We start from the raw sequence: 25,447 nt of genomic DNA on the forward strand, positions 1-25,447 counted from the left end.
CTGAAGACAACTGCCGCCTTCAGGCGACGAGAGAGCGCGCCTGCCCGAGGAGTATTCGTTCCATGAGCGAGCACCGTCGCAAACCGCCACAGCCGCAAGGTGGCGGACGTGCCGCGGCCAGACGTGCCGCACAGCAGCCATCAGGGCGGCGTACTGCCGCTCCGCATGACGCTGTTACTGGTTCTTTGCCCCAGTCCCCCCAGGACCGGCCGCCCGGAGGGCGTGCCGAGGCCCGGCGGGCTGCGCAGCGCGGCGGTGGACGGCGCCGGGCGCCCGACTCCGCGGCGATGGCCTCCGGAGGGGCCGCCGGCGGTTACGGCGGCGGTGGCCGTCGTGGCGGCGGAGGCGGTGGCGGAGGCGGTGGTGAAGGAGGCCGGGGGCGCGGTCGCGGTGGTGGAAATCCCGCCAAGAAGCGCTTCATTGACTATCCGCGTTCCAATCGCACCGGCTGGCGACGGTTTGTGCCGTCCTGGAAGCAGGTGGCCGGCATGTCCGTCGCGGTCTTCGGCCTGATCGTCGGCGCGGCCGGCGTCGGCCTCGCGCTGGTGCAGGTGCCGGACGAGAACAAGGCCGCCAAGTCGCAGAACAACGTCTACCTCTGGGCCGATGGCAAGGTCATGGCGCGTGACGGTGAGACAAACCGGCAGAACATCAACATAAGCGAAATCCCGCTGTCCATGCAGAACGCAGCGATCTCCGCGGAGAACGCCTCGTTCCGGACGGACTCCGGCGTGGACCCGCTGGGTATCCTCCGCGCCCTGGTCAACATGGCCAAGGGCGGCGACACCCAGGGTGGATCGACCATCACTCAGCAGTACGTGAAGAACGCGATGCTGAGCCAGGAGCAGACCATCTCCCGTAAGTTCAAGGAGCTGTTCATCTCCATCAAGGTCGGCTCGACGATGGACAAGCCTCTGATCTTGCAGGGGTACCTGAACACCAGCTACTTCGGTCGCGGTGCCTACGGCATCCAGGCGGCGGCCCAGGCGTACTACGGGAAGAACGCCTCCCAGCTGAAGCCGGACGAGGGCGCGTTCCTGGCGTCCCTGCTCAAGGGCGCGAACCTCTACGACCCTGCGGGCGGCACCGGCCCCGGCGCCACACCCGAGCAGAACACCCAGCGCGTCAAGGCCCGGTGGTCCTGGATCCTCGACCGCGAGGTGGACAACCACCTCCTGTCGAAGGCAGAGCGGGCCACCTACACGAAGTTCCCGACGCCCAAGGCGCCGAAGCCGGTGGCCAGCAAGAGCGGCCAGATCGGGTACTTGATCGACGTAGCCAAGAAGTACGTGCTCAAGGAGGGGCACATCAGCGAGGCCCTGTTCGACAAGGGCGGCTACACGATCCAGACGACCTTCGACGAGAAGAAGACCAGCGAGCTGGCAGCCGCGGTGCAGAAGGTCGACAAGCACTACATCGACCCGACGAAGCGGCCGGAAAAGGACAAGTACGTCCAGTTCGGTGGCGCCTCCGTGGTGCCGGGAGACGGCAGGATCGTCGCGTTGTACGGCGGTGACGGCTACGACAAGGGCCACTTCAGCAACAACGCCGACACCTACGGTGTGCCGGTCGGCTCGACCTGGAAGCCGTTCGTGCTCGCCGCGGCGATGAAGTACGGGACGGTCGCGCACAGCGGCACGCCGGTCTCGCCGGACAGCAAGTACAACGGCGATGACCATCTCAAGGTGAAGAACCCGGACGGTACGTTCGTGCTGAAGAAGGACAACTCGCCCTTTTATCAGGTCAACGAGAGCAACTACCCCTGGGGCTACATCACCTTGCGGAAGGCGATGGAGCAGTCCGTCAACACCCCGTATGTCCAGCTCGGCATGGATGTCGGCATGGACAAGGTGAAGGAGATGGCGCAGGCCGCGGGGATCGCGCCGGGCAGCTTCGACAAGAACCTCAACCCGTCCTTCGCACTGGGCACCTCCACGCCGAGCGCGATTCGTATGGCCGACGCCTACGGCACCTTCGCCGCCTCCGGTACGAGCGTGGAGCCGTATTCGGTGATCAAGGTGATGTCCGAAGGCAAGGATCTGCCGGGCTTCGACAAGCCCAAGACCCAGACGGCGATGGACGCCAACATCGCCAACAACGTCACCGACGTGCTGAAGAACGTGATCCAGAACGGCACCGCGACAACGGCCAAGAAGCTGGGGATGCCGGCCGCCGGCAAGACCGGTACCACCGACGAGAACAAGTCGGCCTGGTTCGTCGGCTACACCAAGCAGCTCTCGACGGCCATCACCATGTTCCGTGAGGACGCGCAGAACCCCCGTCAGCTGTCCATGAACGGTGTCGGCGGCTTCGACTCGATCCACGGTGGCGCGCTGCCGACCGAGGTGTGGACCGAGTACATGCTCCAGGCGATGCAGGGCGTCACCCCGCAGGACTTCCCGCCCGCCACGCCGATCGGGCAGGTGCAGAACGAGCTGGGGATGCCCTCTCCGACCCCGACCCCGACGCCGAGCGCCACGCCGTCGGTGACTCCGTCCGGTACGCCCAGCCAGTCCGCGTCCCCGACGAATTCCCCGACCCCCACCCCGACCAAGCAGTGCTCTCCGTGGGACTTCCACTGCAAGCACAACGGTGGGAACGGCGGGGCAAACGGCGGCGGGCCGGGCGGCGGCAACGGCGGCAACGGCGGCAACGGCGGTACGAGTCCGACACCTGACCCGACGAGCGGTGGGAACACCGGAGGAGGCATCTTCGGCGGACCCACCGGCGGCTAGGACCACTGCTCGTTTCACGTGAAACGGCGCTCGTTTCACGTGAAACACGGCTCCACGAAGCCCCCGACCCGGTGCGACCGGGCGGGGGCTTCGTCGTGTTCGTCCCATGCGTGTACGGCAGGATGGGGCCATGACGAGCCTGCGACAGGACGAGCCGGTACGGCCGACGCAACGGGATGAGGTGGCGGCGGCCGGCAGCGAGCTGATCGGAGGGCCGATCGGCCGGCGGGCGCTGCTGGGGGCGCACTGGATGACGCCGGTGCGGTTCATCGCGCTCGTCGCCATCGGTATGTTCGCGCTCGGCATGGTGCAGAAGCTGCCCTGCTACAACGGCGGTTGGTTCTTCGGCGCCACCAGCCAGTACGTCCACGCCTGCTACTCCGATATCCCCCATCTCTATACCGGACGGGGCTTCGCCGACGGGCTGATCCCGTACTTCGACCGGTTGCCGGGCGATATGCAGTATCTGGAATACCCGGTACTGACCGGCGTCTTCATGGAGGTCGCCTCCTGGATGACGCCGCACAGCGGGGCGATCCAGGGCCGCGAACAGATCTACTGGCTGGTCAACGCCGGGATGCTGATGGTCTGCGCCGCCGTCATCGCGGTGTGTGTGGCGCGTACCCACCGGCGGCGCCCCTGGGACGGCCTGTTGGTGGCCCTGGCCCCCGCCTTCGCCCTCACCGCCACCATCAACTGGGACCTGCTGGCGGTCGCCCTGACCGCCGCCGGGATGCTGATGTGGGCACGCAGCCGCCCGTTGGCGGCCGGCGTCCTGATCGGGCTGGCGACGGCGGCGAAGCTCTACCCCGTCCTGCTGCTGGGGCCGCTGCTGGTGCTCTGCTGGCGCGCCGGAGCCTGGCGCGCGTACGGGAGGGCTGTCATCGGCGCGGTGGCGTCGTGGCTGGTGGTGAACCTGCCGGTGATGATCATGCATGACGCGTCCGGATTCCATATCCGGGAGGGCTGGGCGAAGTTCTACACCTTCAGCCAGGAGCGGCCCATCGACTTCGGTTCTGTCTGGCTGCTGATCTCGCAGCGCACCGGGAACCCCCTGGAGGACGCCAACCTCTACGCGACCGTGCTGATGATCCTCGGCTGCGGCGGCATCGCGCTGCTGACGTTCTACGCGCCCCGCCGGCCGCGCTTCGCCCAGCTCGCGTTCCTCGTCGTCGCGCTGTTCATCCTCACCAACAAGGTCTACTCGCCGCAGTATGTGCTGTGGCTGATCCCGCTCGCCGCACTGGCCCGGCCGCGCTGGCGGGACTTCCTGATCTGGCAGGCGGGCGAGATCATGTACTTCCTCGGGATCTGGATGTACCTCGCCTACACCGGCAGCGGCGACAAACACCAGGGGCTGCCGCCGGAGGGCTACCAACTGGCCATCGCCCTCCACCTGTTGGCCACCCTCTACCTGTGCGCGGTGGTCGTCCGTGACATCCTGATGCCGGAGCGGGACGTGGTCCGCAGGGACGGGGACGACGACCCGTCAGGGGGCGTCCTGGACCGGAGCCCCGATGTGGTCGTGCTCGGGCGGGCGTATCACGCGCCGCGCCACGCGGTGCACTTCGAGGGGGCGCCGCGGGTGCGCTGGGGCGTCGTACGGGACTGACCCGCCGGCGGACGCACAACAAGGGCCCCGTGCCGCGGAGTTGACCGGCGGCACCGGGCCCTGGTGCGGGTGTGTGAGGGATCCGGCCGGATCAGCGGTCCACCATGCGGTCGTACTGGGTGGTGGTGTGCCGCAGGTGGGCCACCAGCTCCTCGCCGACCTTCGGCTCGGGGGCGTCCCCCGGGACGAACAGGATCGACACCTGCATGTGCGGGGGCTCCGCGAACCAGCGCTGCTTCCCGGCCCATACGTACGGCGCGAGGTTGCGGTTGACGGTCGCCAGACCGGCCCGGGCAACGCCCTTCGCGCGCGGCATCACGCCGTGCAGCGCCTTGGGCGACTCCAGGCCGACGCCGTGCGAGGTGCCCCCCGCCACGACCACCAAGTAGCCGTCCGATGCCGCCCTTTGCTGGCGGTAGCCGAACCGGTCGCCCTTCTTGACGGCCGTGACGTCGAGGACCGAGCCGCGGTACTCGGTGGCTTCATGGTCGCCCAGCCACAGCCGCGTGCCGATCCGCGCGCGGAAGCGGGTCTGCGGGAACTGCTGCTGGAGACGGGTGAGTTCGTCGGCCTTCAGGTGGCTGACGAACATGGTGTGCAGCGGGAGACGCGCGGCGCGCAGCCGGTCCATCCAGCCGATGACCTCTTCCACCGAGTCGGAGCCGTCGGTGCGGTCCAGCGGGAGGTGGATCGCGAAGCCCTCCAGCCGGACGTCCTCGATGGCCGCGGCCAGCTTCGGCAGGTCCTCCGGCAGGACGCCGTGCCGCTTCATGCTGCTCATGACCTCGATGACGACCCGGGCGCCGACCAGTCCGCCCACGCCCTCGACCGAGGAGACCGAGCGGATCGCCCGGTCGGGCAACGGCACCGGCTCCTCGCCGTGCCGGAACGGGGTCAGAACGAGCAGGTCGCCGCTGAAGAAGTCCTTGATACGGGCCGCTTCGTAGGTCGTACCGACCGCGAGGATGTCGGAGCCGAGCCGGGTGGCCTCATCGGCGAGACGCTCGTGGCCGAAGCCGTAGCCGTTGCCTTTGCAGACCGGGACCAGCCCGGGAAACTGCTGGAGAACGCTCTGCTGATGCGCCCGCCAGCGCGCGGTGTCGACGTAGAGGGTGAGCGCCATGGCCGGCCCGGAACCTTTCTCGTGGCTGGGGTATGTCAGGGGTACGAACGGTGCGGTGGAGCGGTCAGCGCCGCGACATGTAGATGTCGAGCGCCTTGTGCAGCAGCTTGTTGAGCGGGAAGTCCCATTCGCCGAGGTACTCCGCCGCCTGCCCACCCGTGCCGACCTTGAACTGGATCAGGCCGAAGAGGTGGTCGTTCTCGTCCAGCGAGTCGCTGATGCCGCGGAGGTCGTAGACGCTGGCGCCGAGCGCATAGGAGTCCTGGAGCATCCGCCACTGCATGGCGTTGGAAGGGCGGACCTCACGGCCGATGTTGTCCGAGGCGCCGTAGGAGTACCAGACGTGGCCGCCGACGACGAGCATCGTCGCGGCCGAGAGGTTCACGCCGTCGTGGCGGGCGAAGTAGAGCCGCATGCGGTTGGGATCCTCGGAGTTGAGGGCCGTCCACATGCGCTGGAAGTAGCCGAGCGGCCGGGGCCGGAAGCGGTCGCGCTCCGCGGTGATCTCGTACAGCCGCTGCCATTCGGCGAGGTCGTCGTAGCCGCCCTGGACGACCTCGACCCCGGCCTTCTCGGCCTTCTTGATGTTGCGGCGCCACAGCTGGTTGAAGCCCTTGTGGACCTCCTCCAGCGAGCGGTCGGCGAGCGGCACCTGGAAGACGTAGCGGGGCTGCACATCGCCGAAGCCGGCACCGCCGTCCTCGCCCTGCTGCCAGCCCATGCGGCGCAGCCGGTCGGCGACCTCGAAGGCGCGCGGCTCGATGTGGGTGGCCTCGATGTCCCGCAGGCGCTTGACGTCCGGGCTCTGGATGCCGGACTTGATCGCGGCGGAGTCCCAACGCCGGATGATGACCGGCGGACCCATCTTCACGGAGAAGGCGCCCTGCTGCTTGAGGTGGCTGAGCATCGGCTGCAACCAGTCCTCCAGATTCGGCGCGAACCAGTTGATGACCGGGCCCTCGGGGAGGTACGCCAGGTAGCGCTTGATCTTGGGCAGCTGGCGGTAGAGGACCAGGCCGGCGCCGACCAGCTGGCCGGTGGCGTCGAACCAGCCCAGGCTCTCCGAACGCCACTCGGCCTTCACGTCCGCCCAGGCCGGGACCTGCATGTGGCTCGCCGCGGGCAGGCTCTGGATGTATGCCAGATGCTGCTCTCGGCTGATGGTCCTCAGGGTCAGGCTCATGCGGGGCGCTCCTCGGCTGGTGTGTCCCCTTGGTCGGGGCTCCGGCTCTCGCGCCGAAGCCTACTGTGACCGGGGAGCACCCCGTCTGGGCCGTACGGGGCCGGGCCCCGTATGCCGCAGTGCGGCGGCGCCTAGCCGATGACGCCGCCGAAGAGGCCGCCGTGTGCCAGGCCGATGTAGAAGCCCAGGGCGGCTGCCCCGAGCCCGATGATCAACAGGAAGCGTTCACCCGTCGTCGACGAGATGAACTGGCCCCAGAGACCCGTTCCGATTCCGATCAGGCCCACCCAGGAGCTGACCAGGTGCAGGCTGGGCGAGAGAGTGGTGAGGACGGCGATCACACCGAGGAGGAGGGTGGTGACCGCGAGAGTGTTCTCGACGGGATGGGATTCGCCGTCGCTGTTGAGAAGCGCGAGCAGGTTCCGCTGGGTCCGTGCTGCCTGTGCCATACGGCACCTCCGACTGGACAGGGCGGCGCACTGTAACGCCGCTCACACCCGTTGTGTTCCAGATTGCGGGGTGCGGCGGTCGGATTTCAACCGGAAGCTCGGAGGCAGGTACTCTGTACGGTCTGCGCCCATGTCTGCCCGGATACCCCGGCGGGCCGGCGCGGAACGCATTACGACCCTCCTGCCACGGAACGACCGTGGCCGCTGAGTCCAAAGGAGGTGGGTTCCACATGCGTCACTACGAGGTGATGGTCATCCTCGACCCCGATCTTGAGGAGCGCGCTGTCTCCCCGCTGATCGAGAACTTCCTCTCCGTCGTCCGCGAGGGCAACGGAAAGGTCGAAAAGGTCGACACCTGGGGCCGTCGTCGTCTCTCGTACGAGATCAACAAGAAGCCCGAGGGCATCTACTCGGTCATCGACCTTCAGGCCGAGCCTGCGGTCGTCAAGGAGCTCGACCGTCAGATGAACCTGAACGAGTCGGTCCTCCGGACCAAGGTCCTCCGTCCCGAGACCCACTGAGCGCGTCAGCGCCCAGCGGTAACCGGGTTCGAGTAGCAGCAACACCAGCAGCCAGCAGCACACCCGCCGAGAGGTTCCCCTAATGGCAGGCGAGACCGTCATCACGGTTGTCGGCAATCTTGTCGACGACCCCGAGCTGCGCTTCACCCCGTCCGGTGCGGCGGTCGCGAAGTTCCGCGTCGCGTCCACTCCCCGCACCTTCGACCGCCAGACCAACGAGTGGAAGGACGGCGAGAGCCTGTTCCTGACCTGCTCGGTGTGGCGTCAGGCGGCGGAGAACGTCGCCGAGTCCCTGACGCGGGGTACCCGCGTGGTCGTCCAGGGCCGCCTCAAGCAGCGGTCGTACGAGGACCGCGAGGGCGTGAAGCGCACGGTCTACGAGCTCGACGTCGAGGAAGTGGGCGCGAGCCTGAAGAACGCCACGGCCAAGATCACCAAGACCGGCGGTCGTGGTGGCCAGGGCGGCGGCGGCTTCGGCGGCGGTCAGCAGGGCGGTGGCCAGGGTGGCGGCGGCTGGGGCGGCGGCCCCGGCGGCGGCCAGCAGGGCGGCGGCGGTGCGCCCGCCGACGACCCGTGGGCGACCAGCGGTCCTGCCGGCGGTGGCCAGCAGGGTGGCGGTAGCTGGGGCGGTAGCTCCGGCGGTGGCTACTCGGACGAGCCGCCCTTCTAGGTCCGTACAGCCGATCCGGTTCCACGGTGTTTCACGTGAAACCGCGCGTTTCACGTGAAACGGCGACCGGAGCGGCCGGGGCCTTGAGGGCGTCAGCACATACTTCTTGAACTTACTGGAGAGAGACAATGGCGAAGCCGCCTGCTCGCAAGCCTAAGAAGAAGGTTTGCGTGTTCTGCAAGGAGAAGATCTCCTACGTCGACTACAAGGACACGAACCTGCTGCGGAAGTTCATCTCCGACCGCGGCAAGATCCGTGCCCGCCGGGTGACCGGTAACTGCACTCAGCACCAGCGTGACGTCGCCACGGCCGTGAAGAACAGCCGTGAGATGGCGCTGCTGCCCTACACGTCCACCGCGCGATAAGGGAAGGGTGACCGACTCATGAAGATCATCCTCACCCACGAGGTCTCCGGCCTCGGCACCGCCGGTGACGTCGTTGACGTCAAGGACGGGTATGCCCGTAACTACCTGGTTCCGCGTGGTTTCGCGATCCGCTGGACCAAGGGTGGCGAGAAGGACGTCGAGCAGATCCGCCGCGGTCGCAAGATCCGCGAGATCGCCACGATCGAGCAGGCCAACGAGGTCAAGGCTCAGCTCGAGGGCGTCAACGTGAAGCTGGCCGTTCGCGCCGGCGACGCGGGCCGCCTGTTCGGCTCCGTCACCCCGGCCGACGTCGCCTCGGCGATCAAGGCTGCCGGTGGCCCGGACGTCGACAAGCGCCGTGTCGAGCTCGGCTCGCCGATCAAGACCCTGGGCGCGCACCAGGTCTCCGTGCGTCTGCACGCCGAGGTCGTCGCGAAGCTCGGCGTCGAGGTCGTCGCCGCGTAATCGCAGCACCGCAGCACAACGCCGAAGGGCCGTACCCCGTCACGGGGTACGGCCCTTCGCCGTGCGCGGGAGGGCGGGGTCAGTTTCCGTCCTCGTCCTGGGCGCGTTGGTAGAGCTTGGCGATGTCGTTGTCGAAGTACGCGGCATAGGAGACGTCGTCCTCGTCGCCGCCGCCCTCATGGCCGCCCAGGACGCCGATGACGGTGCCGGTGTGGCTCTTGGGGTCGTAGTCGGCGAGCCAGGGGCTGCCGCTCGTGCCGCCCTCGAAGTCGGTGCACTGGATGCGCAGTTGGGTGTCGCTGAATTTCGTGGTGCGGTTCTGGCAGGAGATCGGGGTGTCACGGCTGGTGGGGTAGCCGGTGATCTTGACTTCGTTGTTGAAGCCGCGGTCTATGCCGAGGCTGTTGCCGCCCAGGACGTCCTGGACGTTCTTGCCGTCCTTCGGGTCGACTGTGAGGAAGGCGACGTCGAGGTCCTCGTCCTGCGATTTGGCCCAGCGATCGTCGACGACGACCTTGTTGACCTTCCACAGGCCGCTGGGTTCGTCGCCGTTGCGGTAGTCGGGGGCGAAGACCAGGTCGTCCACCGGCTTCCTGGCGTCGGCGTCGAAGGCGCAGTGGGCCGCGGTGATCAGCATGTTCCGGCCGGGGCTCTGCACCACGCTCGCGGTGCAGAAGTGGGCGCCGTGGTCGTCCTTCTCGAAGACCGTGCCGATGCGGGCGTTCTCCTCGGTCCTGCGCGGGGTGTACGCGGTGCCGTCCTGGGCGGGGGCGGTGGCCGAGGGGTCCTGGTCCTGAGGGGTCTGGCCCGGTTCGCCGGACTTGCCGTAGCTGCTGCGCCCGTTGTTTCTGCTCGTGTGGGTCTCCTCCGCGGCGTAACCCACCACTGCGGCTGCCCCCACGATGACCAGCGTCAGGGGCAGTACGGACTTTCTGGCAAGCGAGCGCACAAGGTCATTATCGATGCGGTCGGGAAATTCGGGAGACTATTCAGCGGGAGGCTCCTGTCACAATCCATCGTCCGGAGCGGGCGCGCAGCCACAAGGTCAGCATCCGCACGGTCATCATGAGGGCCATCGCCCACCACAGGGCGACCAGACCGCCGCCCAGTGCCGGTACGGCCAGCGCCGCCGGGGCGAACACGGCCAGCACCACCACCATCGCGCCGGCGAGGTACGGGCCGTCCCCGGCGCCCATCAGCACCCCGTCGAGTATGAAGACGATGCCGGCGACCGGTTGGGTGACCGCTACGACCAGAAGCGTGGTGTGCAGTGGGCCCTGGACGGCGGGGTCGGTGGTGAACAGGGGGATGAACAGCGGGCGGGCGAGGACCACCAGCGCGCCGAGGACGACGCCGGAGGCGATGCCCCACTGGACCATGCGGCGGCAGGCGGCGCGGGCGCCCTCCCGGTCCTCGGCGCCCAGGTAGCGTCCGATGATGGCCTGTCCGGCGATGGCTATGGCGTCCAGCGCGAAGGCCAGCAGCGACCAGAGGGTCAGGACGATCTGGTGGGCGGCGACCTGGGCGTCGCCGAGCCGGGCGGCGACCGCGGTGGCGATCATCAGCACCGCGCGCAGCGAGAGCGTACGGACCAGCAGCGGGACGCCGGCCTGTGCGGAGGCGCGGATACCGGCCGGGTCCGGGCGGAGCGAGGCGCCGTGGCGGCGGGCGCCGCGGATCACCGCGGTGAGGTAGACGGCGGCCATACCGCACTGGGCGATGACGGTGCCCCAGGCGGAGCCGGCGATGCCGAGCCCGGCGCCGTAGACCAGGCCGGCGTTGAGGGCGGCGTTGGCGGAGAACCCGCCGATGGCGACGTAGAGCGGGGTCCTGGTGTCCTGGAGGCCGCGGAGGACCCCTGTGGCGGCCAGGACGACCAGCATCGCGGGGATGCCGAGCGCGCTGATGCGCAGATAGGTCGCGGCGTACGGGGCGGCGGTCGGCGAGGCTCCGAAGGCTTCGACGAGCCACGGGGCGGTGGGCAGGACGGCGGCGATGACGGCCGCGCCGAGCAGCAGGGCGAGCCAGATGCCGTCCATGCCCTGGCGTATCGCGGCCGAGAGGTCGCCGGCGCCGACCCGGCGGGCGACCGCGGCGGTGGTGGCGTAGGCGAGGAAGACGAAGACGGAGACGGCGGTTGTCAGGAGGGCGGCGGCGACGCCGAGGCCGGCGAGCTGGCGGGTGCCGAGGTGGCCCACGACGGCGCTGTCGACCATGACGAAGAGCGGTTCCGCGACCAGCGAGCCGAAGGCGGGCAGGGCCAGTGCGACGATCTCGCGGTCATGGCGGCGGTCGGCGCGCCGTGGCGTCGCGGGAGCCTGTGTCATGAGGGGCAATCTAATCTTCCACAGGTAAGAGATGCAACCGTGATCTGGCCCTTACTTTCCGCTGTGTGGAGGTGCCTTCCGTGTGCCGTTTGCGACGATCATGAACAGGTTGCCGAAGTTTTTCTCCCCCACAGCCTATGGATGAGAAAAGTGCAGGTCAGCGGCTTGATGGTGGCGTGATTGTGTGCTTGTCCACAGAAGTTTCCCCCGTGCCGTGCACAGGATCCGGGGACTTCTCCACAGCTGTGGGGCAGTCATCCACATGGCCTGTGGATAACCAGATTGGCGGACGGTGCGCGCGGGCCTACCGTGGTCCGGCACCCGCCGCCTGTTCCGGCCTGAGACCTCGTCCGAACTCGACGCGCCGTAACCGGAGTCGGGCGTCTCGAATGTCAGAGCTGTGCCGTAAGAAAGAACAGCACAGCAAGGTCCGCGTCGCGGACGGGAGGAGGTGCCGGGGTGAGCATTCCCGAGCCCTTGGACGATCCCTGGGCGGACTCCGGTCCGAGTGACCTGCTGCCGGCCGCCCGCTCCCGCCGGGGCGACGGAAAGGGCCGCGGTCGGGGCGAGCGCCAGGATCGCGACGACGACGGCGGTGGCGGCTGGTCCGGCGGCTTCGAGCGCGTCCCCCCGCAGGATCTGGACGCCGAACAGTCCGTGCTCGGCGGCATGCTGCTCTCCAAGGACGCCATCGCGGACGTCGTCGAGGTCCTGAAGGGCGAAGACTTCTACCGCCCCGCCCATGAGCTGGTCTTCCAGGCGATCCTCGACCTGTACGCCAAGGGCGAGCCGGCCGACCCGATCACCATCGCGGCGGAGCTGACCAAGCGGGGCGAGATCGGGCGCGTCGGCGGCGCCTCGTATCTGCACACCCTCGTCCAGTCCGTCCCGACCGCCGCCAACGCCGAGTACTACGCCGAGATCGTCCATGAGCGGGCCGTGCTGCGCCGCCTCGTTGAGGCGGGCACCCGGATCACGCAGATGGGATACGCCGCGGACGGCGATGTCGACGAGATCGTCAACAGCGCCCAGGCGGAGATCTACGCCGTCACCGAGCAGCGGACCAGCGAGGACTACCTCCCGCTCGGCGACATCATGGAGGGCGCGCTCGACGAGATCGAGGCGATCGGCTCACGCCAGGGCCAGATGACCGGTGTGCCGACGGGCTTCACCGACCTGGACGCGCTGACGAACGGTCTGCATCCGGGCCAGATGATCGTGATCGCGGCCCGTCCGGCGATGGGTAAGGCGCTCGCTCTGGACACCCCGCTGCCCACTCCTGGCGGGTGGACCACCATGGGCGAGGTCCGGCCCGGTGACCATCTGCTCGACGCGACGGGGCAGCCCACCCGTGTGGTGGCCGCCACCGAGGTCATGACGGGGCGCCCCTGCTACGAGATGTCGTTCGACGACGGCACCTCCGTGATCGCCGACGCCGATCATCAGTGGCTCACCCGCACCCCGGACTCCCGTGCCGCGGCAGCCGAGGACGGCAGCTCCCGCGACAAGCACGGCCTCGCCTCGGTCCGGACGACCAAGGAGATCGCCGCGACGCTGCACGGCAGCACAGCCGGCCGGCCCGCGCACCACAGCGTGCAGAACGCCGGCGCCCTCGATCTCCCCCACCGGGACCTTCCCGTGCCGCCCTACGTGCTCGGCGCGTGGCTGGGCGCCGGACACCACGACGCCGCGGAGTTCGGCGCGGCGGACCCGGAGGCCGTCCGGCGTCTCGCGGAAGAGGGCTGCGAAGTCCAGGGCGACGACCTGCTGCCGTCGCTGCGCACCATGGGCCTCCTGGGGAACGGCCATCTCCCTCAGGAGTATCTGCGCGCTTCCGTTGCCCAGCGGCAAGAGCTCCTCGCCGGGCTACTCGATGCGCAGGGAACGGTCACCGAGACCGGCTCGGTACAGTTCACGGCCGTCGGCAAGGCGCTGGCCGAAGGGTTCTGCGAGCTGGTGGTGAGCCTCGGCCACGGCTGCACCATGCGTGCCGAGGAGGGCGGGAGGCGCTCCGGGGATTCGTCCACCGGATATCTCGTCAGCTTCACCACGACCGACGACGTCTTCGGCATCGAGCGGAAGCGGCGCCTGCACGAAGAGCGCCGGCGCCCCGGCGGCCCGGCTCCGACGCAGCGCTTCATCACCGGCGTTCGGGAGGTGACGAGCGTCCCGGTCCGGTGTGTCCAGGTGGACAACCCTGACCACCTGTATCTGGCCACGCGGTCGATGGTCCCCACGCACAACTCGACGCTCGCGCTGGATTTCGCGCGCGCCTGCTCGATCAAGAGCAATCTGCCGAGTGTGATTTTCTCGCTCGAAATGGGGCGCAACGAAATCGCGATGCGTCTGCTGTCGGCCGAGGCCCGGGTGGCGCTGCATCACATGCGGTCCGGCAGCATGACGGACGAGGACTGGACGCGGCTGGCGCGCCGGATGCCGGATGTCTCGGCCGCACCGCTCTATATCGACGATTCGCCGAATCTCTCGATGATGGAAATCCGCGCCAAATGCCGTCGGCTGAAACAGCGCAACGAGCTGAAGCTGGTCGTCATCGACTATCTGCAACTCATGCAGTCCGGTGGTTCCAAGCGCGCCGAGAGCCGTCAGCAGGAGGTCTCGGACATGTCCCGAAACCTCAAGCTGCTGGCCAAGGAACTGGAACTCCCGGTTATCGCGCTCTCCCAGCTCAACCGCGGCCCCGAGCAGCGTACGGACAAGAAGCCGATGGTCTCCGACCTGCGTGAATCCGGCTCGATCGAGCAGGACGCGGACATGGTCATCCTGCTGCACCGCGAGGACGCGTACGAGAAGGAATCGCCGCGCGCGGGCGAGGCCGACCTGATTGTCGCGAAGCACCGTAACGGTCCTACGGCGACGATTACCGTCGCTTTCCAGGGGCATTATTCGCGGTTTGTGGATATGGCACAGACGTGAGGCGAGGCCGTGTCCGGTCTCCTCCTGCGTGCCCGCGGGAAGTGAGCCGGGCGAGGCGGGGCCCGGGAGGCCGTAACCGACGCCGGCAGCGCGGCGGCGTGCGGGTTGACCTTCATGTTGCTTGAAGCTCGACAATCGCGGTCATGGACGACACCGGGGAACTGTTGAGCATCGGCGCGTTCGGCCGGCGGGTGGGGCTGGCGCCGAGCGCGCTGCGGTTCTACGACGACTGCGGAGTGCTGCGCCCGGCCCGGGTGGATGCGGCGACGGGGTACCGGCGCTATGCCGCCGGGCAGGTGGCGCGGGCGGTGCGGCTGCGGCAACTGCGGGCTGCGGGGCTGCCGTTGGCGGATGCCGAGGTCGTGCTGGAGGGGCCCGATGATGCGGTCCGCGGAGTACTGCGGGCTCACCTGGAGCGCACCCGCCGGGCGGCGGACGAGGCGCGGGCCGTGGTCGAGGGGTTCCTCCAGGAGGCGTCGGGGGAACCGGAGGACCGTGGTGGCCGGGTGCGGGCCCGGGTCGGCGGTCCGGAACTCGCCAGTGCGGTGCGGCAGGTGGCGCCCGCGGCGGCGGTCGGCGCCGCGCGGGAGCAGTTTCCGGTGCTGGGCTGCGTGCTGCTCGAACTCGCCGACGGCGAAGTGCGGTTGGTGGCCACGGATCGCTACCGCATGGCGATGCGGGTGCTGCGGCCGGAGGTCTTCGAAGGCGGTGCGCGGCGGGTACTGATCACCGCGGATATGGCGCAGAGGCTGGCCGAGTGGGCCGTGCGCCGGACGGCGGTCGAGATGGAGTGCGGCGCCGGGGCTGACGCGGAGGCCCGGGCGTCGCTCCGGATCAGGAGCGACGAGGAGCACGGGGACTTCGCGCAGTGGGCCATCGGTCACGGGGCGAACGACGTAGGGGAAACCGGGGAATTTCCGGACTACCGGCTGATGGTGGCGGGGCTGGAGGCCGGACGGTATCGGGTCATCGTGGACCGGATCGGGCTGCGGGACGCGGTGGCCGGACGGAGCGGAGCGGTGTCGCTGACGTCCGGCGTGGGCGCGGCGGACACCGGCGGTGCCGCGCAGCCCGAGTCGGCACAGGTGCTGGAGGTGGCGGGCGGGGAACGGGAGCGCGTGCGGCTGCGGGCCGTACGTATGGGGCCGGGGATGCGGATCGCCTTTGATCCGGCAGTACTTGTGCCGGTGCTGGAAGCCGGAGTGGGGCCCGATGTGCTGCTGGAGATCGCTGCGGCGGACCGGCCCGTCGTGGTCCGTTCCGCGGATCAGGGGAGTTTCACGACGTTGGTGATGCCGCTTCGTGAAGGTGCCCGTGAGTGACAGCCGGGCGGGCGCGACGGCGGGAGAGGCGGGACGGCTGATGGGTGATGAGGGGAGTGGGTGCATGGATCAGGACCTGCCGGTGGTGCAGTTGTGCGTAGCGGGCATGCAGGCCGAGGCGGAGGGGCATCCCGATGAGGCGCTCGGGTTCTTCCAGCGGGCCTGGGACACTGCGCGCGATGACTATGAAGCGTGTATCGCCGCGCACTATCTCGCACGGCATCAGAGCTCGCCCGACGAGACGCTCCGCTGGAACCAGGAGTGTCTGGACCGCGCCGATCTGGTGGGGGACGAGCGGGTGCGGGGCTTCTATGCGTCGCTGTACGTGAACATGGGGCAGGCGCACCGGGATCTCGGTCAACTGGGGTCGGCGCATGCGTACTTCACCCGTGCCGCGGCACGGGTGGCGGATGCGCCTCAGGGGCAGTACGGCGACTGGAACCGGTTCGCGATCGCGGACGGCTTGCGGGACACCGCGGCTGCGGCAGCTGCCGACGAGGACGCGGAGACCGCGGTGCGGTGGGGCGTCGACGAGGTCGTCGACGGGCCGGTCCGGGAGCTGTTCTCGCGGTGGTGTGCGCGCGGCGATCTCAAGGCACTGGCACTGACGCTCCCGGCGTATCTCGGGTATCTCGGGACTGACGAGGACCGGGAGCGACTGCGGAGCGCGCTGCACATGGTGCATGCGGCGCGTTGGCTCCCGGAGGATGAACAGGCCGCGCTCGGAGAGGTGATCGGGGCGGCGGCGCTGCGGTGATGAGGCGGGCGGTGGCTGTTTCACGTGAAACAGCCACGTGGCGATCAGGTCCCGGTGGCTGGGCCTTCGTTTCACGTGAAACCGGGAGGCGCCGGGCCTGGTGGTCGGGGCAGGATGGCCGCGCGGTGGGCAGTAGCTCACCGGTGAGCAGGGCCGGCTGAGCCGGTTCGGCAGGTGGAACGTCTCGTTGAGGAGCGTCATGACCGTCGTGGAGTCCGCGGAGTCCAGGGAGCCCGAGTCGGACGAGGGCGGAGTGCGAGAGGCGGCGCCGCGTCCGGTGCCGTCCGTCGATTCGGCCGATGCGTACGGGGAGTTGATGCCGCAGACCCGGCGGGCGCTGCTGCGACGGCTGGCGGTGGCGCAGGCCGAGGGGCGGGCGCCGTCGATGATGGGCGCGGTGGTGCGAGGCGGGCGAGCGGTGTGGACGGGGGCGCGGAGCTCTGTGGACGGTGAGGTGCCGCACGGCGATGTGCAGTACCGGATCGGCTCGCTCACCAAGACCTTTGTGGCCGTGATGGTGCTCCGGCTGCGGGATGAGGGACTGCTCCGGCTGGAAGACCCGATCGGTAAGCACCTGGCCGGCGTTCCGGCGCCGGAGGCGACGATCGCCCAACTGCTCGCGCACAGCTCGGGGTTGGCGGCGGAGGCGCGTGGTCCGTGGTGGGAGCGGACCCCGGGTGAGCTGCGGCCCGAACGGGCCGATCTCTTCGGTGAGCGCCCGCAGCGGCTGGCGGCCGGGCGGCGGTACCACTACTCCAACCCTGGCTATGCGCTGCTCGGTGCGCTTGTCGAGCAACTGCGGGACGGGGAGTCATGGGGCGAGGTGCTACGGCGCGAGGTGCTGGAACCGCTGGGCATGGCCCGTACGACGCTGCGTCCGGAAATGCCCCACGCGGGTGGCTGGGCGGTGCATCCGTGGGCCGATGTGATGCTGCCGGAACCCGCGCAGGACACGGGACTGATGGGTCCGGCAGGGCAGTTGTGGTCCACCACGGAGGATCTGTGCCGGTGGGCGGCGTTTCTGTTGCGGGGCGATGCCCGGGTGCTGAGCGAGTGCAGTGTCGCCGAGATGCGGATCCCGACGGTGCCGCCGGAGGGGGCGGGCTGGGAGGCGGGATACGGCCTGGGGCTGCAACTGGTACGGGTGAGCGGACAGCGGACGGGAGAGGGACGCCGGCTGGCCGGGCACACCGGGTCGATGCCGGGGTTCCTGGCGGCGCTGTGGATCGACCCCGAGGAGGACGTGGCGGGCATCGCCCTGGCGAACTGCACCTCGGGGGTCGCGATCAGTGCGGTGGCGGCCGACCTCGTGCAGATCACGGCGGAGCACGAGCCGCGGATCCCGGAGCCATGGCGCCCGCTGTCCGGCCCGGTGGACGAGGAACTGCTGGCGGTGACCGGACCCTGGTACTGGGGCGCGAACCCGTTCGCGCTGCGGCTGAGGGACGGGCGCGCACTGGAGCTGGTGACGCTGTCCGGGTCGGGGCGCACCTCGCGCTTCCGGCCGGAGCCGGACGGCACCTGGACCGGGCTGGACGGCTACTACGCGGGTGAGACGCTGCGGGTGGTGCGCGCGGACGACGGCTCGGTCAGCCATCTCGATCTGGGGACCTTCATCTTCACCCGAGGTCCGTACGAGCCCGCGGAACCGGTCCCGGGAGGCGTGGACCCGGAGGGCTGGCGGGGGCTCTGAGCGGGACAGAACGAGCGGGGGCGGGGGCCGCGGTGTATCGCCCCCGCGCTGCGGCAGGCCCGTAGAGGCCGGCGGCGGGCTCCCGGGCCCGTACGGCGCGGCCGTCCGGGGCGCACGTACAGTCGAGCGAGATGCCAGGAGCCGCCGCACCGCGCGGCTCGCCACCGCTGGAAGGGCCACCGTGACTGCCGTGACTGCGAACCCCGACGCCCCGGTTCTGCTCGACCTGCCGCCGCTCGACGCGGCCCGCTTCGCGCGGATCGAGGACAAGGTCGCCGCACTGATGCGGACCCGCTGCGACGTCGTGGCGACGCAGGGCGAGGCGCTGCTGCCCCTGGAGGCATGCATCCGTTCGGCGGTCCGGCCCGGCAGTACCGCGCTCAACATCATCACCGGCCCGTACGGCGAGACGTTCGGCGGCTGGCTGCGCTCCTGCGGCGCCGAGGTGGTCACCATTACCGCGCCCTTCACCGGTGCAGTCGCCCCTGAGGAGGTGGCGGAGGCGCTGCGGGCGCACCCCGAGATCGACTTTGTGAGCCTGGTGCATGCCGAGGCGGCGACCGGCAACACCAACCCCGTTGCCGAGATCGGTGCGGTGGTGCGGGCGCACGGGGCGCTGCTGTTGCTCGATGCGGTCGCATCGGTGGGTGCCGAACCGCTGCTCACCGATGAGTGGGGCGTGGATCTGTGCGTCATCGGTGGCCAGAAGGCGCTCGCCGGTCCGGCCGGTGTCTCGGCGGTGTCGGTCAGCGCCCGTGCCTGGGAGCGCATTGCGGCCAACGAGCAGGCCCCGCGGCGTTCGTATCTCTCGCTGTTGGACTGGAAGGAGCGCTGGATCGACGGCGGGCGCACCTCCCTTCCGCACGCTCCGGCGCAGCTGGAGATGCTCGCGCTGGAACAGGCCGTGGACCGTGTCGAGGCCGAGGGGCTGGATGCGGTCATCACCCGCCACCGCGCGGCAGCGGCGGCGGTCCGTGCGGGTGCGGCGGTGCTCGGCGGGCCGGTGCCGTATGTGGTCCGGGACGAGGACGCCGCGCCGGCCGCCACGACGCTCCGCGCGCCGACCGGTGTGGACGCCCGTGAGGTGGTGTCCGCCGCGCTCGCCGCCGATGGCTCGGTGCCGGTGCAGGCCGCAGCGGGTGCGCTGGCCGAGGAGATGATCCGGGTGAACCACTACGGCCGCGCCGCGGACCGTGCGGTGGTGCTCGCCTCGCTGGCTGCGCTGGCCGCCGGTCTGCGAGCGTTGGGTGTCGATGTCGATGAGACCGCGGCTGCCGCTGCGGCCGGTGCGGCGTGGGATGAGTCCGTCGTAGCGGCCTGATACGCGCCGGTTCGGCGGGCCGGCCCGAGAACACAGGGGCCAAGAGCGCAGAACCCACATCACAAGGCTCGGGGTGGGGTCGTGTTTCACGTGAAACACGACCCCACCCCTTTGTCGTAGCGCTGTTTTCCGGCCTTGGATTCGTCACCCATTCGGCCCTCAACTTCCCTATTCTGGGCGCCTGTTGGGGCTGGCGAAGGGGAGAGGGAGGGGAAGTCGGAGCGTCTGTCGTCACGTCGGACGATCTCCGCGTCGCATCGCGTCGTGGCAGGTTCCCGCGAGACGTCGGCCGGCCCCGTGCGCCAAGCCGGCCCGGTCCTCGTACCGCACCGTACGCCCATCAGTTCCCGGGCCGACAGCTCGGCCGTCTACGCCGCCCCAGTAATCCGACGTCGCCCCAGCCGAACCGACGCCGCTTCAACAGGTCCGACCCGACGACCCACCGTTTCCCGTCCCGGCTCGCGCAGCGCGGTCCCTCCCTCCGAGCCGCCGGTGCCGGCCACACCCGCAAGTGTGGCGATGCGCACGCATGTTTTAAGGCCCTCGTAGAATCGGAACGATCAGCCCGGTTCATTTCCGGGTCTGGAATGCGGTGGAGCCGGGCGTTTTCGGGAGGCGCAGGGATGTCGGACGGCGGGGCGGTGCCCTCGCGTGCGGATGCCCGACGCAATCGGGCGCTGGTGCTCCAGGCGGCGCGATCGGCCTTCGAGGAACGGGGATTGAGGGTTCCGCTGGGGGAGATCGCGCGTCGTGCCGGGGTCGGAGCGGGGACCGTGTACCGCCATTTCCCGTCCAAAGAAGCGCTGTTCAAGGCGTCGATCAGGGACCGGATGCGGCTTTTCGCCGATACCGCAACGGACTTGTCCGATGTCGACGATCCCGGCGGGGTGTTCTTCCGCTTCCTGGCGTCGGTCGTGCGGCTGGCGGCCCGCAACCGCGCGCTGTGCGACGCGCTGGAGGCGGCCGGCGAGGACGGACCGGTGTCGTCGGACCAGGCGTCGCGGGGGCCCGAGCGGGAGTTCGTGGCGGCGCTGGGCGTCCTGCTGGTACGGGCCCAAGAGGCGGGCGCCGTAAGGGCGGACGTGGAGCTGGAGGACCTCCGCGTGCTGTTGGTCGGGTGTACGGCGATGGAGCGGCGGCGGGCGGGGGGAACGGGCCCGGCGGACGGCGGAGCGGGGCCGGGGGCGGCGTCGGCGGGCCGGATGACGGCGCTCATGCTCGATGGGCTCCGGGTGGACCGGACCATAACGGAACTTCCCCCCGTGCCGCCGATGCGTAACGAAACCGGCGTCGAGGCCGGGACCGTGACCGGGAACGGAGTCAGGAACGCGTCCCGGAGCGAGGCTCGGTGCCAGGTGTGCGGCAACGTGATCGAGGTCGCGCGGACCGGCCGGCCCGCGCGGTACTGCGGGGGTGCCTGCCGGCAGAAGGCCCACCGGGCGCGGGCGCGCGGGCGGGCGCGGGACGGCACGTCGTAGAACGAGCCCCTCCCGCGAGCCGGGCCGGTCGCCGCCCGGCCCCCCGCTGAGCCGCCCCCCGCTGAGCCGCCCCCCGCTGAGCCGCCCCCTGCTGAGCCGGCTCCCTCGCGGCTGGGCCGGCTCTCTTCCGCAGTGCTCCGGTCAGAGCTGGAGTCCGCAGTGCTCCGGTCAGAGCTGGAGCTTGAAGCCCAGGTGGGACGCCTCGAAGCCGAGGCGCTCGTAGAAGCGGTGGGCGTCGACGCGGGTGGCGTCGGAGGTGAGCTGGACGAGCAGGCAGCCGAGGGAGCGGGATTCGGCGATCGCCCATTCGATGAGCTGGGTACCGAGACCGCTGCCGCGCTCGTCGGCGTGGATCCGTACCGCCTCGATGATCGAGCGGGTGGCGCCGCGCCGGGAGATGCCGGGGATCACCGTGAGCTGGAGGGTGCCGATGGTACGGCCGTCCCGGACCGCGACGATCAGGTGCTGATGCGGGTCGGCGGCCACCGTCGCGAACGCGGCGCGGTACGGGGTCATGTCGTCCGGTGATTCACGGCCGGCGCCCAGGGGGTCGTCGGCCAGCATGGCGACGATGGCGGGCAGATCGGCCTCGGTGGCCCGGCGTATCTCGATATCGCTCATGGGCGCGACCTTATGCCGCGCCCGTGTCACGGCCGAGGCGCCGGGCCCGCCGTGCGTCACGCCGGCGGCGCCAGCTCCTCGACCGCGGTCACCAGGGGGGCCAGCTCGGGCCGCTTGGCGGCGTCCTTGAGGGCCTCGCGCAGCGCGGTGTCGTGCGTGGGCCGGGCCTCCGCGAGGAGGAGCAGGCCGTCGGGGGTGACGTCGGTGTAGATGCCGCGCCGGTCGTCCGGGCACAGATAGCGCGAGAGCAGCCCGCGCTCTTCGAGCCGGGTGACCAGGCGGGTGGTGGCGCTCTGGCTGAGGACGACCGAGTCGGCGACCTGGTGCATCCGGAGGTGGCCGCCCGGCCCGTCGTGCTGCTCGCTGAGCACATTGAGGACCGAGAACTCCCGGACGCTGAGGTGGTACTGGGCCTGGAGGGCGCGCTCTATGTGCGTCTCGATGCGGCCGTGCAGGGCGGAGAGCGCGCACCAGCCCTGAGCGAGGCCCCCGGCAGCAGCCGTCTGCGCCTGTGCCGTCTCCCGCGTCCGCTGCGTCATCGAAGACCTCCTCATGCGTCGTACGCACCAGGATAGGGCACTTCTGAAATATCCCGCGTTTGCATTTATTCAGCGTCTGCAATTATTGTGTACGCTCGTAAGGGACGGACGCAATCAACGGACGTACGCACTAGTCGGAGGGATCCGTCATGCCTCTCGCTCTCCTGGCACTCGCCATCGGAGCCTTCGGGATCGGGACGACCGAGTTCGCGGTCATGGGCCTGCTGCCCGACATGGCGGCCGGGTTCGGTGTCTCCATCCCGCTCGCCGGTTACGTGACCACGGTCTACGCCCTCGGTGTGGTGGTCGGCGCGCCGCTGATGACCGCCCTCGGCACCCGCTTCACCCGTAAGCAGATGCTGATGCTGCTGATGGGCCTCTTCATCGTGGGCAACGCGCTCACCGGCCTCGCGCCCACCTTCGAGCTGGTGCTCGCCGGGCGGGTCGTCTCCGCGTTCACCCACGGCGCGTTCTTCGGCATCGGTGCTCTCGTGGCCGCCGATCTCGTCGCGCCGGGCAAGCGGGCCGCCGCGATCTCGCTGATGTTCAGCGGCCTGACCCTCGCCAATGTCGTGGGCGTGCCGGCCGGCACCCTGCTCAGCCAGCAGTTCGGCTGGCGCACCACCTTCTATGCGATCGCCGGGTTCGGCGTGCTCGGGCTGCTCGGCATCGCCAAGCTCGTCCCGGCGCAGCGGGCGAAGGCGGCGGCCCGGATAGGCAGCGAGCTCGCGGTCTTCCGCAATCCGCAGGTCGGGCTGGCGATGCTGATGACGATCCTGGGCTTCGGCGGTGTCTTCGCGGCGGTCACCTACCTCGCCTCGATGATGACCGAGGTCACCGGTTTCGCGCCGTCCTCCGTCGTCTGGCTGACCGCCGTCTTCGGCCTCGGCCTGGTCGGTGGAAACCTCTTCTCCGGACGGTTCACCGACCGCGCCATGATGCCGATGCTGTACGCGTCACTGACCGGTCTGGCGCTCGTTCTGGCCGCGTTCACCTTCACCGCGCACAACAAGATCGCCGCCACTGTCACCGTCGCGCTCATAGGCTTCTTCGGCTTCGCGACCGTGCCGCCGCTTCAGAAGCGGGTGCTGGACCAGGCGACTGCCGCACCCACCCTGGCCTCGGCCGGCAACATCGCGGCCTTCAACTTCGGTAACGCGCTGGCCGCTTGGCTCGGCGGGCTGGTCATCTCGGCCGGGTTCGGCTTCACCTCGGTCAACTGGGTCGGTGCGCTGATGACCGTGGCGGCGCTCGGTGTGGCGGTCCTGGCCTCGGTCCTGGAGCGCCGGCAGACGGGCCGCGGCCAAGTGGTGGCGGCGGGCGGTCCGGCCGCGGTCTCCGAGGAGTCCGTACCGGCGGGGCGGAGCTGAGCGTCCCGGTTGCCGCCCGGGAGGACGGCGGCCAGGAGGTGAGGGTCAGGGCCGTCGGACCGTACGGCGCTCACCCGCCCCGGCAGCGGGTGGCGCTCACCGGCCGGGGGCGCTCACCCGCTCCAGGCGCCTGCGGTGTTCCCGGGCCTCGGCATGCTGCGCAGTGCGCTGTCGGCGGCCACGTTCGGTCGGCCCCCACGGTTTGAGGACGGAGATCGCGGTCATGAAGAGGTACGCGGCGGTGGCGACCGCCGGCGCCACGAGGAGGTTCACGTCGGGCGCCGGGTGGCCGGCGGCGGCCTCGGCCGCGAGGTGGTCGATACCGGGGCGGAGCGCGAAGACCGACAGCAGAGTGGTCAGCACGGTGAGCCAGAACTTGACGGCGACCCATCGGTGGCGGATCAGCCCCCAGTGGGTGCCCAGCGACAGCACCAGTCCGCTGACCAGCGACACCAGGGCCACGGGAACGATGAGCCAGTCCGCGAAGATCTTCATCGCGCGGTACGCGATCGCGGCCGTCTCCGGAGAGCCGGTTGTGAAGCCGGCGAGGCCGAGCGTGAGGAGTCCGACAGTCAGCCCCAGCCAGCTGACGGACACGGCGACATGGGCGACGAGGAGGGCCCGGCGGACGGGGCGGCTGAGCTGCATACCGCCCACGGTGGCGGTCGGCGCCGGGCCGGACATCTGACGGTGGGAGTATCCGCCGGTACGCGGGCTTGAGTACGGGCAGACGGCGACGGCCTCCCGATCCCGCAGCCCGTGACGTGCGGGCCGTCCCGACCGTGCCCCACCCGTGCACGCCCGGCGCCCGGGTCCGTGGACTCCCGCCCGGCGCGCGACGCTCCCCCGGCCGGCTCCGGGAGGCGCTCCCCCGTGCGTCGCCTCGCCACGTCGCCGGCGCACCTGCGGAGAACCGCTGCACGGGCTCGCTCCGCCCCCGCCCGTGCACGCCCTAGGCTCCGCCCCATGAGCAAGCTGCATCTGTTCGACATGGACGGGACCCTGCTGCACGGGTCCGCGGCGGCCGTCGAGATCTCCCGCCGGCTCGGGATGGACCGGGAGATCGCCGAGCTGGAGCGCCGGTTCGCGGCCGGTGAGCTGACACCGGCGCACTTCGCGCAGCTGGCATGCGATCTGTGGGCTGCCGAGCTGACCGAAGCTCAGGTGGCGGCGGCCTTCGAGGGCGCGCCGTGGCTGACCGGGATTCGGGAGGTCTGGGCGGATATCCGGGCACGCGGCGAACGGTGCGCCGTGATTTCCCTCTCGCCGGGATTCTTCGTCGAACGGCTGCTGGCATGGGGTGTGGACACCGCGCACGGTTCCCGCTGGCCCTCCGTGCCGATCCGGCAGCCGCTGGAACCGGCCGGCATCCTCTCGCCGTCCGCGAAGGTACGCATCACGGACGAACTCTGTGTGCGGTACGGGCTGAGCCGGGCCGACTGCGTGGCGTACGGCGACTCCATGTCGGACGCCGAACTCTTCGCGGTGGTACCGGAGTCGGTCGCGGTGAATGCGGATCACCATGTCAGCAGCCTGGCCTCGTATACGTACACAGGACGTGATCTGCGGGAGGCTTACGAACTGGTGCGTACTGGCGAGTAATTCACTGCTTTCCCTGACGGATTCGTCCGCTTGGTGCGCGGAAAATGCTGTCTGTGGGGAGGATCACTGATATTGGCGGGCCCGCACGGAGTGTTCCCAGATCAGGGCTTGTGGATTCAACTACTGCCGGTATGGTCGAGTCCGGCTTGGTGGGGTGAGGGTCTCCGTGGCCGCGTGAACGGCAGGCAAAGCTCGTCAGCCTAGTGGCTCGGCGGTCCGTGACACCCGTACTTCCGGCTATTTGTCCGATGCGGTCGGCCAGGGTGGCATCCTGACGGAACGACATCTGCGCTACTTGCTGTAGGGAAGTGAGATTTGTCCGCTTTGAAGGGTGTTGCCGGGATCGCTTGAGTCGATTAA

General features: G+C 69.8%; 22 protein-coding genes. 14 read left to right on the forward strand and 8 right to left on the reverse strand.

The window, feature by feature from the left end:
- The first annotated feature begins 62 nt into the window (after nucleotides 1-62).
- Together IEZ17_RS26120 and IEZ17_RS26125 are read left to right on the forward strand one after the other, a co-directional pair.
- Nucleotides 63-2,735 carry a transglycosylase domain-containing protein gene (locus tag IEZ17_RS26120; protein WP_373299938.1) on the forward strand — a complete coding sequence of 891 codons (2,673 nt, stop codon included), beginning with the start codon at nucleotides 63-65 and terminating at the stop codon, nucleotides 2,733-2,735.
- 130 nt (nucleotides 2,736-2,865) lie between these two features.
- Complete coding sequence (locus IEZ17_RS26125; protein ID WP_189304152.1) at nucleotides 2,866-4,347, forward strand: glycosyltransferase family 87 protein; 1,482 nt, start codon at nucleotides 2,866-2,868, stop codon at nucleotides 4,345-4,347.
- A gap of 91 nt (nucleotides 4,348-4,438) precedes the next feature.
- On the opposite strand, the gene IEZ17_RS26130 is transcribed toward IEZ17_RS26125, so the two are convergent.
- The 3 genes from IEZ17_RS26130 to IEZ17_RS26140 form a co-directional block, all read right to left on the reverse strand.
- Complete coding sequence (locus IEZ17_RS26130; RefSeq protein ID WP_189304154.1) at nucleotides 4,439-5,470, reverse strand: alanine racemase; 1,032 nt, start codon at nucleotides 5,468-5,470, stop codon at nucleotides 4,439-4,441.
- 64 nt (nucleotides 5,471-5,534) lie between these two features.
- On the reverse strand, nucleotides 5,535-6,653 hold the full coding sequence (locus IEZ17_RS26135) for a lipid II:glycine glycyltransferase FemX (protein ID WP_189304165.1): 1,119 nt from the start codon (nucleotides 6,651-6,653) through the stop codon (nucleotides 5,535-5,537).
- A 131-nt stretch (nucleotides 6,654-6,784) separates the two neighbouring features.
- Nucleotides 6,785-7,102, reverse strand: a complete 318-nt coding sequence (locus IEZ17_RS26140; RefSeq protein ID WP_189304167.1) for a hypothetical protein — start codon at nucleotides 7,100-7,102, stop codon at nucleotides 6,785-6,787.
- A 230-nt stretch (nucleotides 7,103-7,332) separates the two neighbouring features.
- Between IEZ17_RS26140 and rpsF the strand changes: the two genes are divergently transcribed.
- The 4 genes from rpsF (at nucleotide 7,333) to rplI (ending at nucleotide 9,123) form a co-directional block, all read left to right on the forward strand.
- Nucleotides 7,333-7,623, forward strand: coding sequence for a 30S ribosomal protein S6 (rpsF, locus tag IEZ17_RS26145; protein ID WP_003978891.1), 291 nt, complete (start codon nucleotides 7,333-7,335; stop codon nucleotides 7,621-7,623).
- A gap of 82 nt (nucleotides 7,624-7,705) precedes the next feature.
- Complete coding sequence (locus tag IEZ17_RS26150) at nucleotides 7,706-8,293, forward strand: single-stranded DNA-binding protein (RefSeq protein ID WP_189304169.1); 588 nt, start codon at nucleotides 7,706-7,708, stop codon at nucleotides 8,291-8,293.
- A gap of 128 nt (nucleotides 8,294-8,421) precedes the next feature.
- Entirely contained in the window at nucleotides 8,422-8,658 is a 237-nt protein-coding gene (rpsR, locus tag IEZ17_RS26155) for a 30S ribosomal protein S18 (RefSeq protein WP_003978893.1), read from the forward strand.
- Nucleotides 8,659-8,676: 18 nt separating this feature from the next.
- Nucleotides 8,677-9,123: a 50S ribosomal protein L9 gene (rplI, locus tag IEZ17_RS26160; RefSeq protein ID WP_043265241.1), complete on the forward strand. Its 447-nt coding sequence runs from the start codon at nucleotides 8,677-8,679 to the stop codon at nucleotides 9,121-9,123.
- Nucleotides 9,124-9,202: 79 nt separating this feature from the next.
- On the opposite strand, the gene IEZ17_RS26165 is transcribed toward rplI, so the two are convergent.
- Nucleotides 9,203-10,072 (reverse strand): trypsin-like serine peptidase, encoded by an 870-nt coding sequence (locus IEZ17_RS26165; protein ID WP_189304171.1) that lies wholly within the window; start codon nucleotides 10,070-10,072, stop codon nucleotides 9,203-9,205.
- Between the two features lie 40 nt (nucleotides 10,073-10,112).
- Nucleotides 10,113-11,450, reverse strand: coding sequence for an MATE family efflux transporter (locus tag IEZ17_RS26170; RefSeq protein WP_189304173.1), 1,338 nt, complete (start codon nucleotides 11,448-11,450; stop codon nucleotides 10,113-10,115).
- A gap of 459 nt (nucleotides 11,451-11,909) precedes the next feature.
- On the opposite strand from IEZ17_RS26170, the gene dnaB reads away from it, so the two are divergent.
- The 6 genes from dnaB (at nucleotide 11,910) to IEZ17_RS26200 (ending at nucleotide 20,955) form a co-directional block, all read left to right on the forward strand.
- Nucleotides 11,910-14,384 carry a replicative DNA helicase gene (dnaB, locus tag IEZ17_RS26175; RefSeq protein WP_189304175.1) on the forward strand — a complete coding sequence of 825 codons (2,475 nt, stop codon included), beginning with the start codon at nucleotides 11,910-11,912 and terminating at the stop codon, nucleotides 14,382-14,384.
- 143 nt (nucleotides 14,385-14,527) lie between these two features.
- A complete protein-coding gene (locus IEZ17_RS26180; protein ID WP_189304177.1) occupies nucleotides 14,528-15,706 on the forward strand; it encodes a MerR family transcriptional regulator in 1,179 nt (392 codons plus the stop codon).
- Between the two features lie 64 nt (nucleotides 15,707-15,770).
- A complete protein-coding gene (locus IEZ17_RS26185; protein WP_189304179.1) occupies nucleotides 15,771-16,463 on the forward strand; it encodes a hypothetical protein in 693 nt (230 codons plus the stop codon).
- A 316-nt stretch (nucleotides 16,464-16,779) separates the two neighbouring features.
- Nucleotides 16,780-18,156 carry a serine hydrolase domain-containing protein gene (locus tag IEZ17_RS26190; protein ID WP_229852659.1) on the forward strand — a complete coding sequence of 459 codons (1,377 nt, stop codon included), beginning with the start codon at nucleotides 16,780-16,782 and terminating at the stop codon, nucleotides 18,154-18,156.
- A gap of 181 nt (nucleotides 18,157-18,337) precedes the next feature.
- Nucleotides 18,338-19,477 carry a pyridoxal-phosphate-dependent aminotransferase family protein gene (locus IEZ17_RS26195; RefSeq protein ID WP_189304183.1) on the forward strand — a complete coding sequence of 380 codons (1,140 nt, stop codon included), beginning with the start codon at nucleotides 18,338-18,340 and terminating at the stop codon, nucleotides 19,475-19,477.
- 623 nt (nucleotides 19,478-20,100) lie between these two features.
- On the forward strand, nucleotides 20,101-20,955 hold the full coding sequence (locus tag IEZ17_RS26200; protein WP_189304185.1) for a TetR/AcrR family transcriptional regulator: 855 nt from the start codon (nucleotides 20,101-20,103) through the stop codon (nucleotides 20,953-20,955).
- A 168-nt stretch (nucleotides 20,956-21,123) separates the two neighbouring features.
- Here IEZ17_RS26200 and IEZ17_RS26205 read toward each other — a convergent pair whose 3' ends face one another.
- Both IEZ17_RS26205 and IEZ17_RS26210 read right to left on the reverse strand, forming a co-directional pair.
- The gene (locus IEZ17_RS26205; protein WP_189304187.1) at nucleotides 21,124-21,576 is read right to left on the reverse strand and encodes a GNAT family N-acetyltransferase; all 453 of its coding nucleotides are present in this window, start codon (nucleotides 21,574-21,576) and stop codon (nucleotides 21,124-21,126) included.
- Nucleotides 21,577-21,632: 56 nt separating this feature from the next.
- Nucleotides 21,633-22,115, reverse strand: coding sequence for a MarR family winged helix-turn-helix transcriptional regulator (locus IEZ17_RS26210; protein WP_189304189.1), 483 nt, complete (start codon nucleotides 22,113-22,115; stop codon nucleotides 21,633-21,635).
- Nucleotides 22,116-22,264: 149 nt separating this feature from the next.
- Between IEZ17_RS26210 and IEZ17_RS26215 the strand changes: the two genes are divergently transcribed.
- Entirely contained in the window at nucleotides 22,265-23,485 is a 1,221-nt protein-coding gene (locus IEZ17_RS26215) for an MFS transporter (RefSeq protein WP_189304191.1), read from the forward strand.
- 96 nt (nucleotides 23,486-23,581) lie between these two features.
- Here IEZ17_RS26215 and IEZ17_RS26220 read toward each other — a convergent pair whose 3' ends face one another.
- Nucleotides 23,582-24,169 carry a DUF2269 domain-containing protein gene (locus IEZ17_RS26220; RefSeq protein WP_229852638.1) on the reverse strand — a complete coding sequence of 196 codons (588 nt, stop codon included), beginning with the start codon at nucleotides 24,167-24,169 and terminating at the stop codon, nucleotides 23,582-23,584.
- A gap of 282 nt (nucleotides 24,170-24,451) precedes the next feature.
- On the opposite strand from IEZ17_RS26220, the gene IEZ17_RS26225 reads away from it, so the two are divergent.
- Nucleotides 24,452-25,087, forward strand: a complete 636-nt coding sequence (locus tag IEZ17_RS26225; protein ID WP_189304195.1) for an HAD family hydrolase — start codon at nucleotides 24,452-24,454, stop codon at nucleotides 25,085-25,087.
- Nucleotides 25,088-25,447: the final 360 nt, after the last annotated feature.

Source organism: Streptomyces albospinus, from assembly GCF_014648695.1.
GTDB classification, from domain to species: Bacteria; Actinomycetota; Actinomycetes; order Streptomycetales; family Streptomycetaceae; genus Streptomyces; species Streptomyces albospinus.

Coding starts and splice junctions, on each gene's coding strand:
- IEZ17_RS26120 (WP_373299938.1), top strand. CDS start 63: ATGAGCGAGCACCGTCGCAAACCGCCACAGCCGCAAGGTGGCGGACGT.
- IEZ17_RS26125 (WP_189304152.1), top strand. CDS start 2,866: ATGACGAGCCTGCGACAGGACGAGCCGGTACGGCCGACGCAACGGGAT.
- IEZ17_RS26130 (WP_189304154.1), bottom strand. CDS start 5,470: ATGGCGCTCACCCTCTACGTCGACACCGCGCGCTGGCGGGCGCATCAG.
- IEZ17_RS26135 (WP_189304165.1), bottom strand. CDS start 6,653: ATGAGCCTGACCCTGAGGACCATCAGCCGAGAGCAGCATCTGGCATAC.
- IEZ17_RS26140 (WP_189304167.1), bottom strand. CDS start 7,102: ATGGCACAGGCAGCACGGACCCAGCGGAACCTGCTCGCGCTTCTCAAC.
- rpsF (WP_003978891.1), top strand. CDS start 7,333: ATGCGTCACTACGAGGTGATGGTCATCCTCGACCCCGATCTTGAGGAG.
- IEZ17_RS26150 (WP_189304169.1), top strand. CDS start 7,706: ATGGCAGGCGAGACCGTCATCACGGTTGTCGGCAATCTTGTCGACGAC.
- rpsR (WP_003978893.1), top strand. CDS start 8,422: ATGGCGAAGCCGCCTGCTCGCAAGCCTAAGAAGAAGGTTTGCGTGTTC.
- rplI (WP_043265241.1), top strand. CDS start 8,677: ATGAAGATCATCCTCACCCACGAGGTCTCCGGCCTCGGCACCGCCGGT.
- IEZ17_RS26170 (WP_189304173.1), bottom strand. CDS start 11,450: ATGACACAGGCTCCCGCGACGCCACGGCGCGCCGACCGCCGCCATGAC.
- IEZ17_RS26180 (WP_189304177.1), top strand. CDS start 14,528: ATGGACGACACCGGGGAACTGTTGAGCATCGGCGCGTTCGGCCGGCGG.
- IEZ17_RS26185 (WP_189304179.1), top strand. CDS start 15,771: ATGGATCAGGACCTGCCGGTGGTGCAGTTGTGCGTAGCGGGCATGCAG.
- IEZ17_RS26190 (WP_229852659.1), top strand. CDS start 16,780: ATGCCGCAGACCCGGCGGGCGCTGCTGCGACGGCTGGCGGTGGCGCAG.
- IEZ17_RS26200 (WP_189304185.1), top strand. CDS start 20,101: ATGTCGGACGGCGGGGCGGTGCCCTCGCGTGCGGATGCCCGACGCAAT.
- IEZ17_RS26205 (WP_189304187.1), bottom strand. CDS start 21,576: ATGAGCGATATCGAGATACGCCGGGCCACCGAGGCCGATCTGCCCGCC.
- IEZ17_RS26210 (WP_189304189.1), bottom strand. CDS start 22,115: ATGACGCAGCGGACGCGGGAGACGGCACAGGCGCAGACGGCTGCTGCC.
- IEZ17_RS26215 (WP_189304191.1), top strand. CDS start 22,265: ATGCCTCTCGCTCTCCTGGCACTCGCCATCGGAGCCTTCGGGATCGGG.
- IEZ17_RS26220 (WP_229852638.1), bottom strand. CDS start 24,169: ATGTCCGGCCCGGCGCCGACCGCCACCGTGGGCGGTATGCAGCTCAGC.
- IEZ17_RS26225 (WP_189304195.1), top strand. CDS start 24,452: ATGAGCAAGCTGCATCTGTTCGACATGGACGGGACCCTGCTGCACGGG.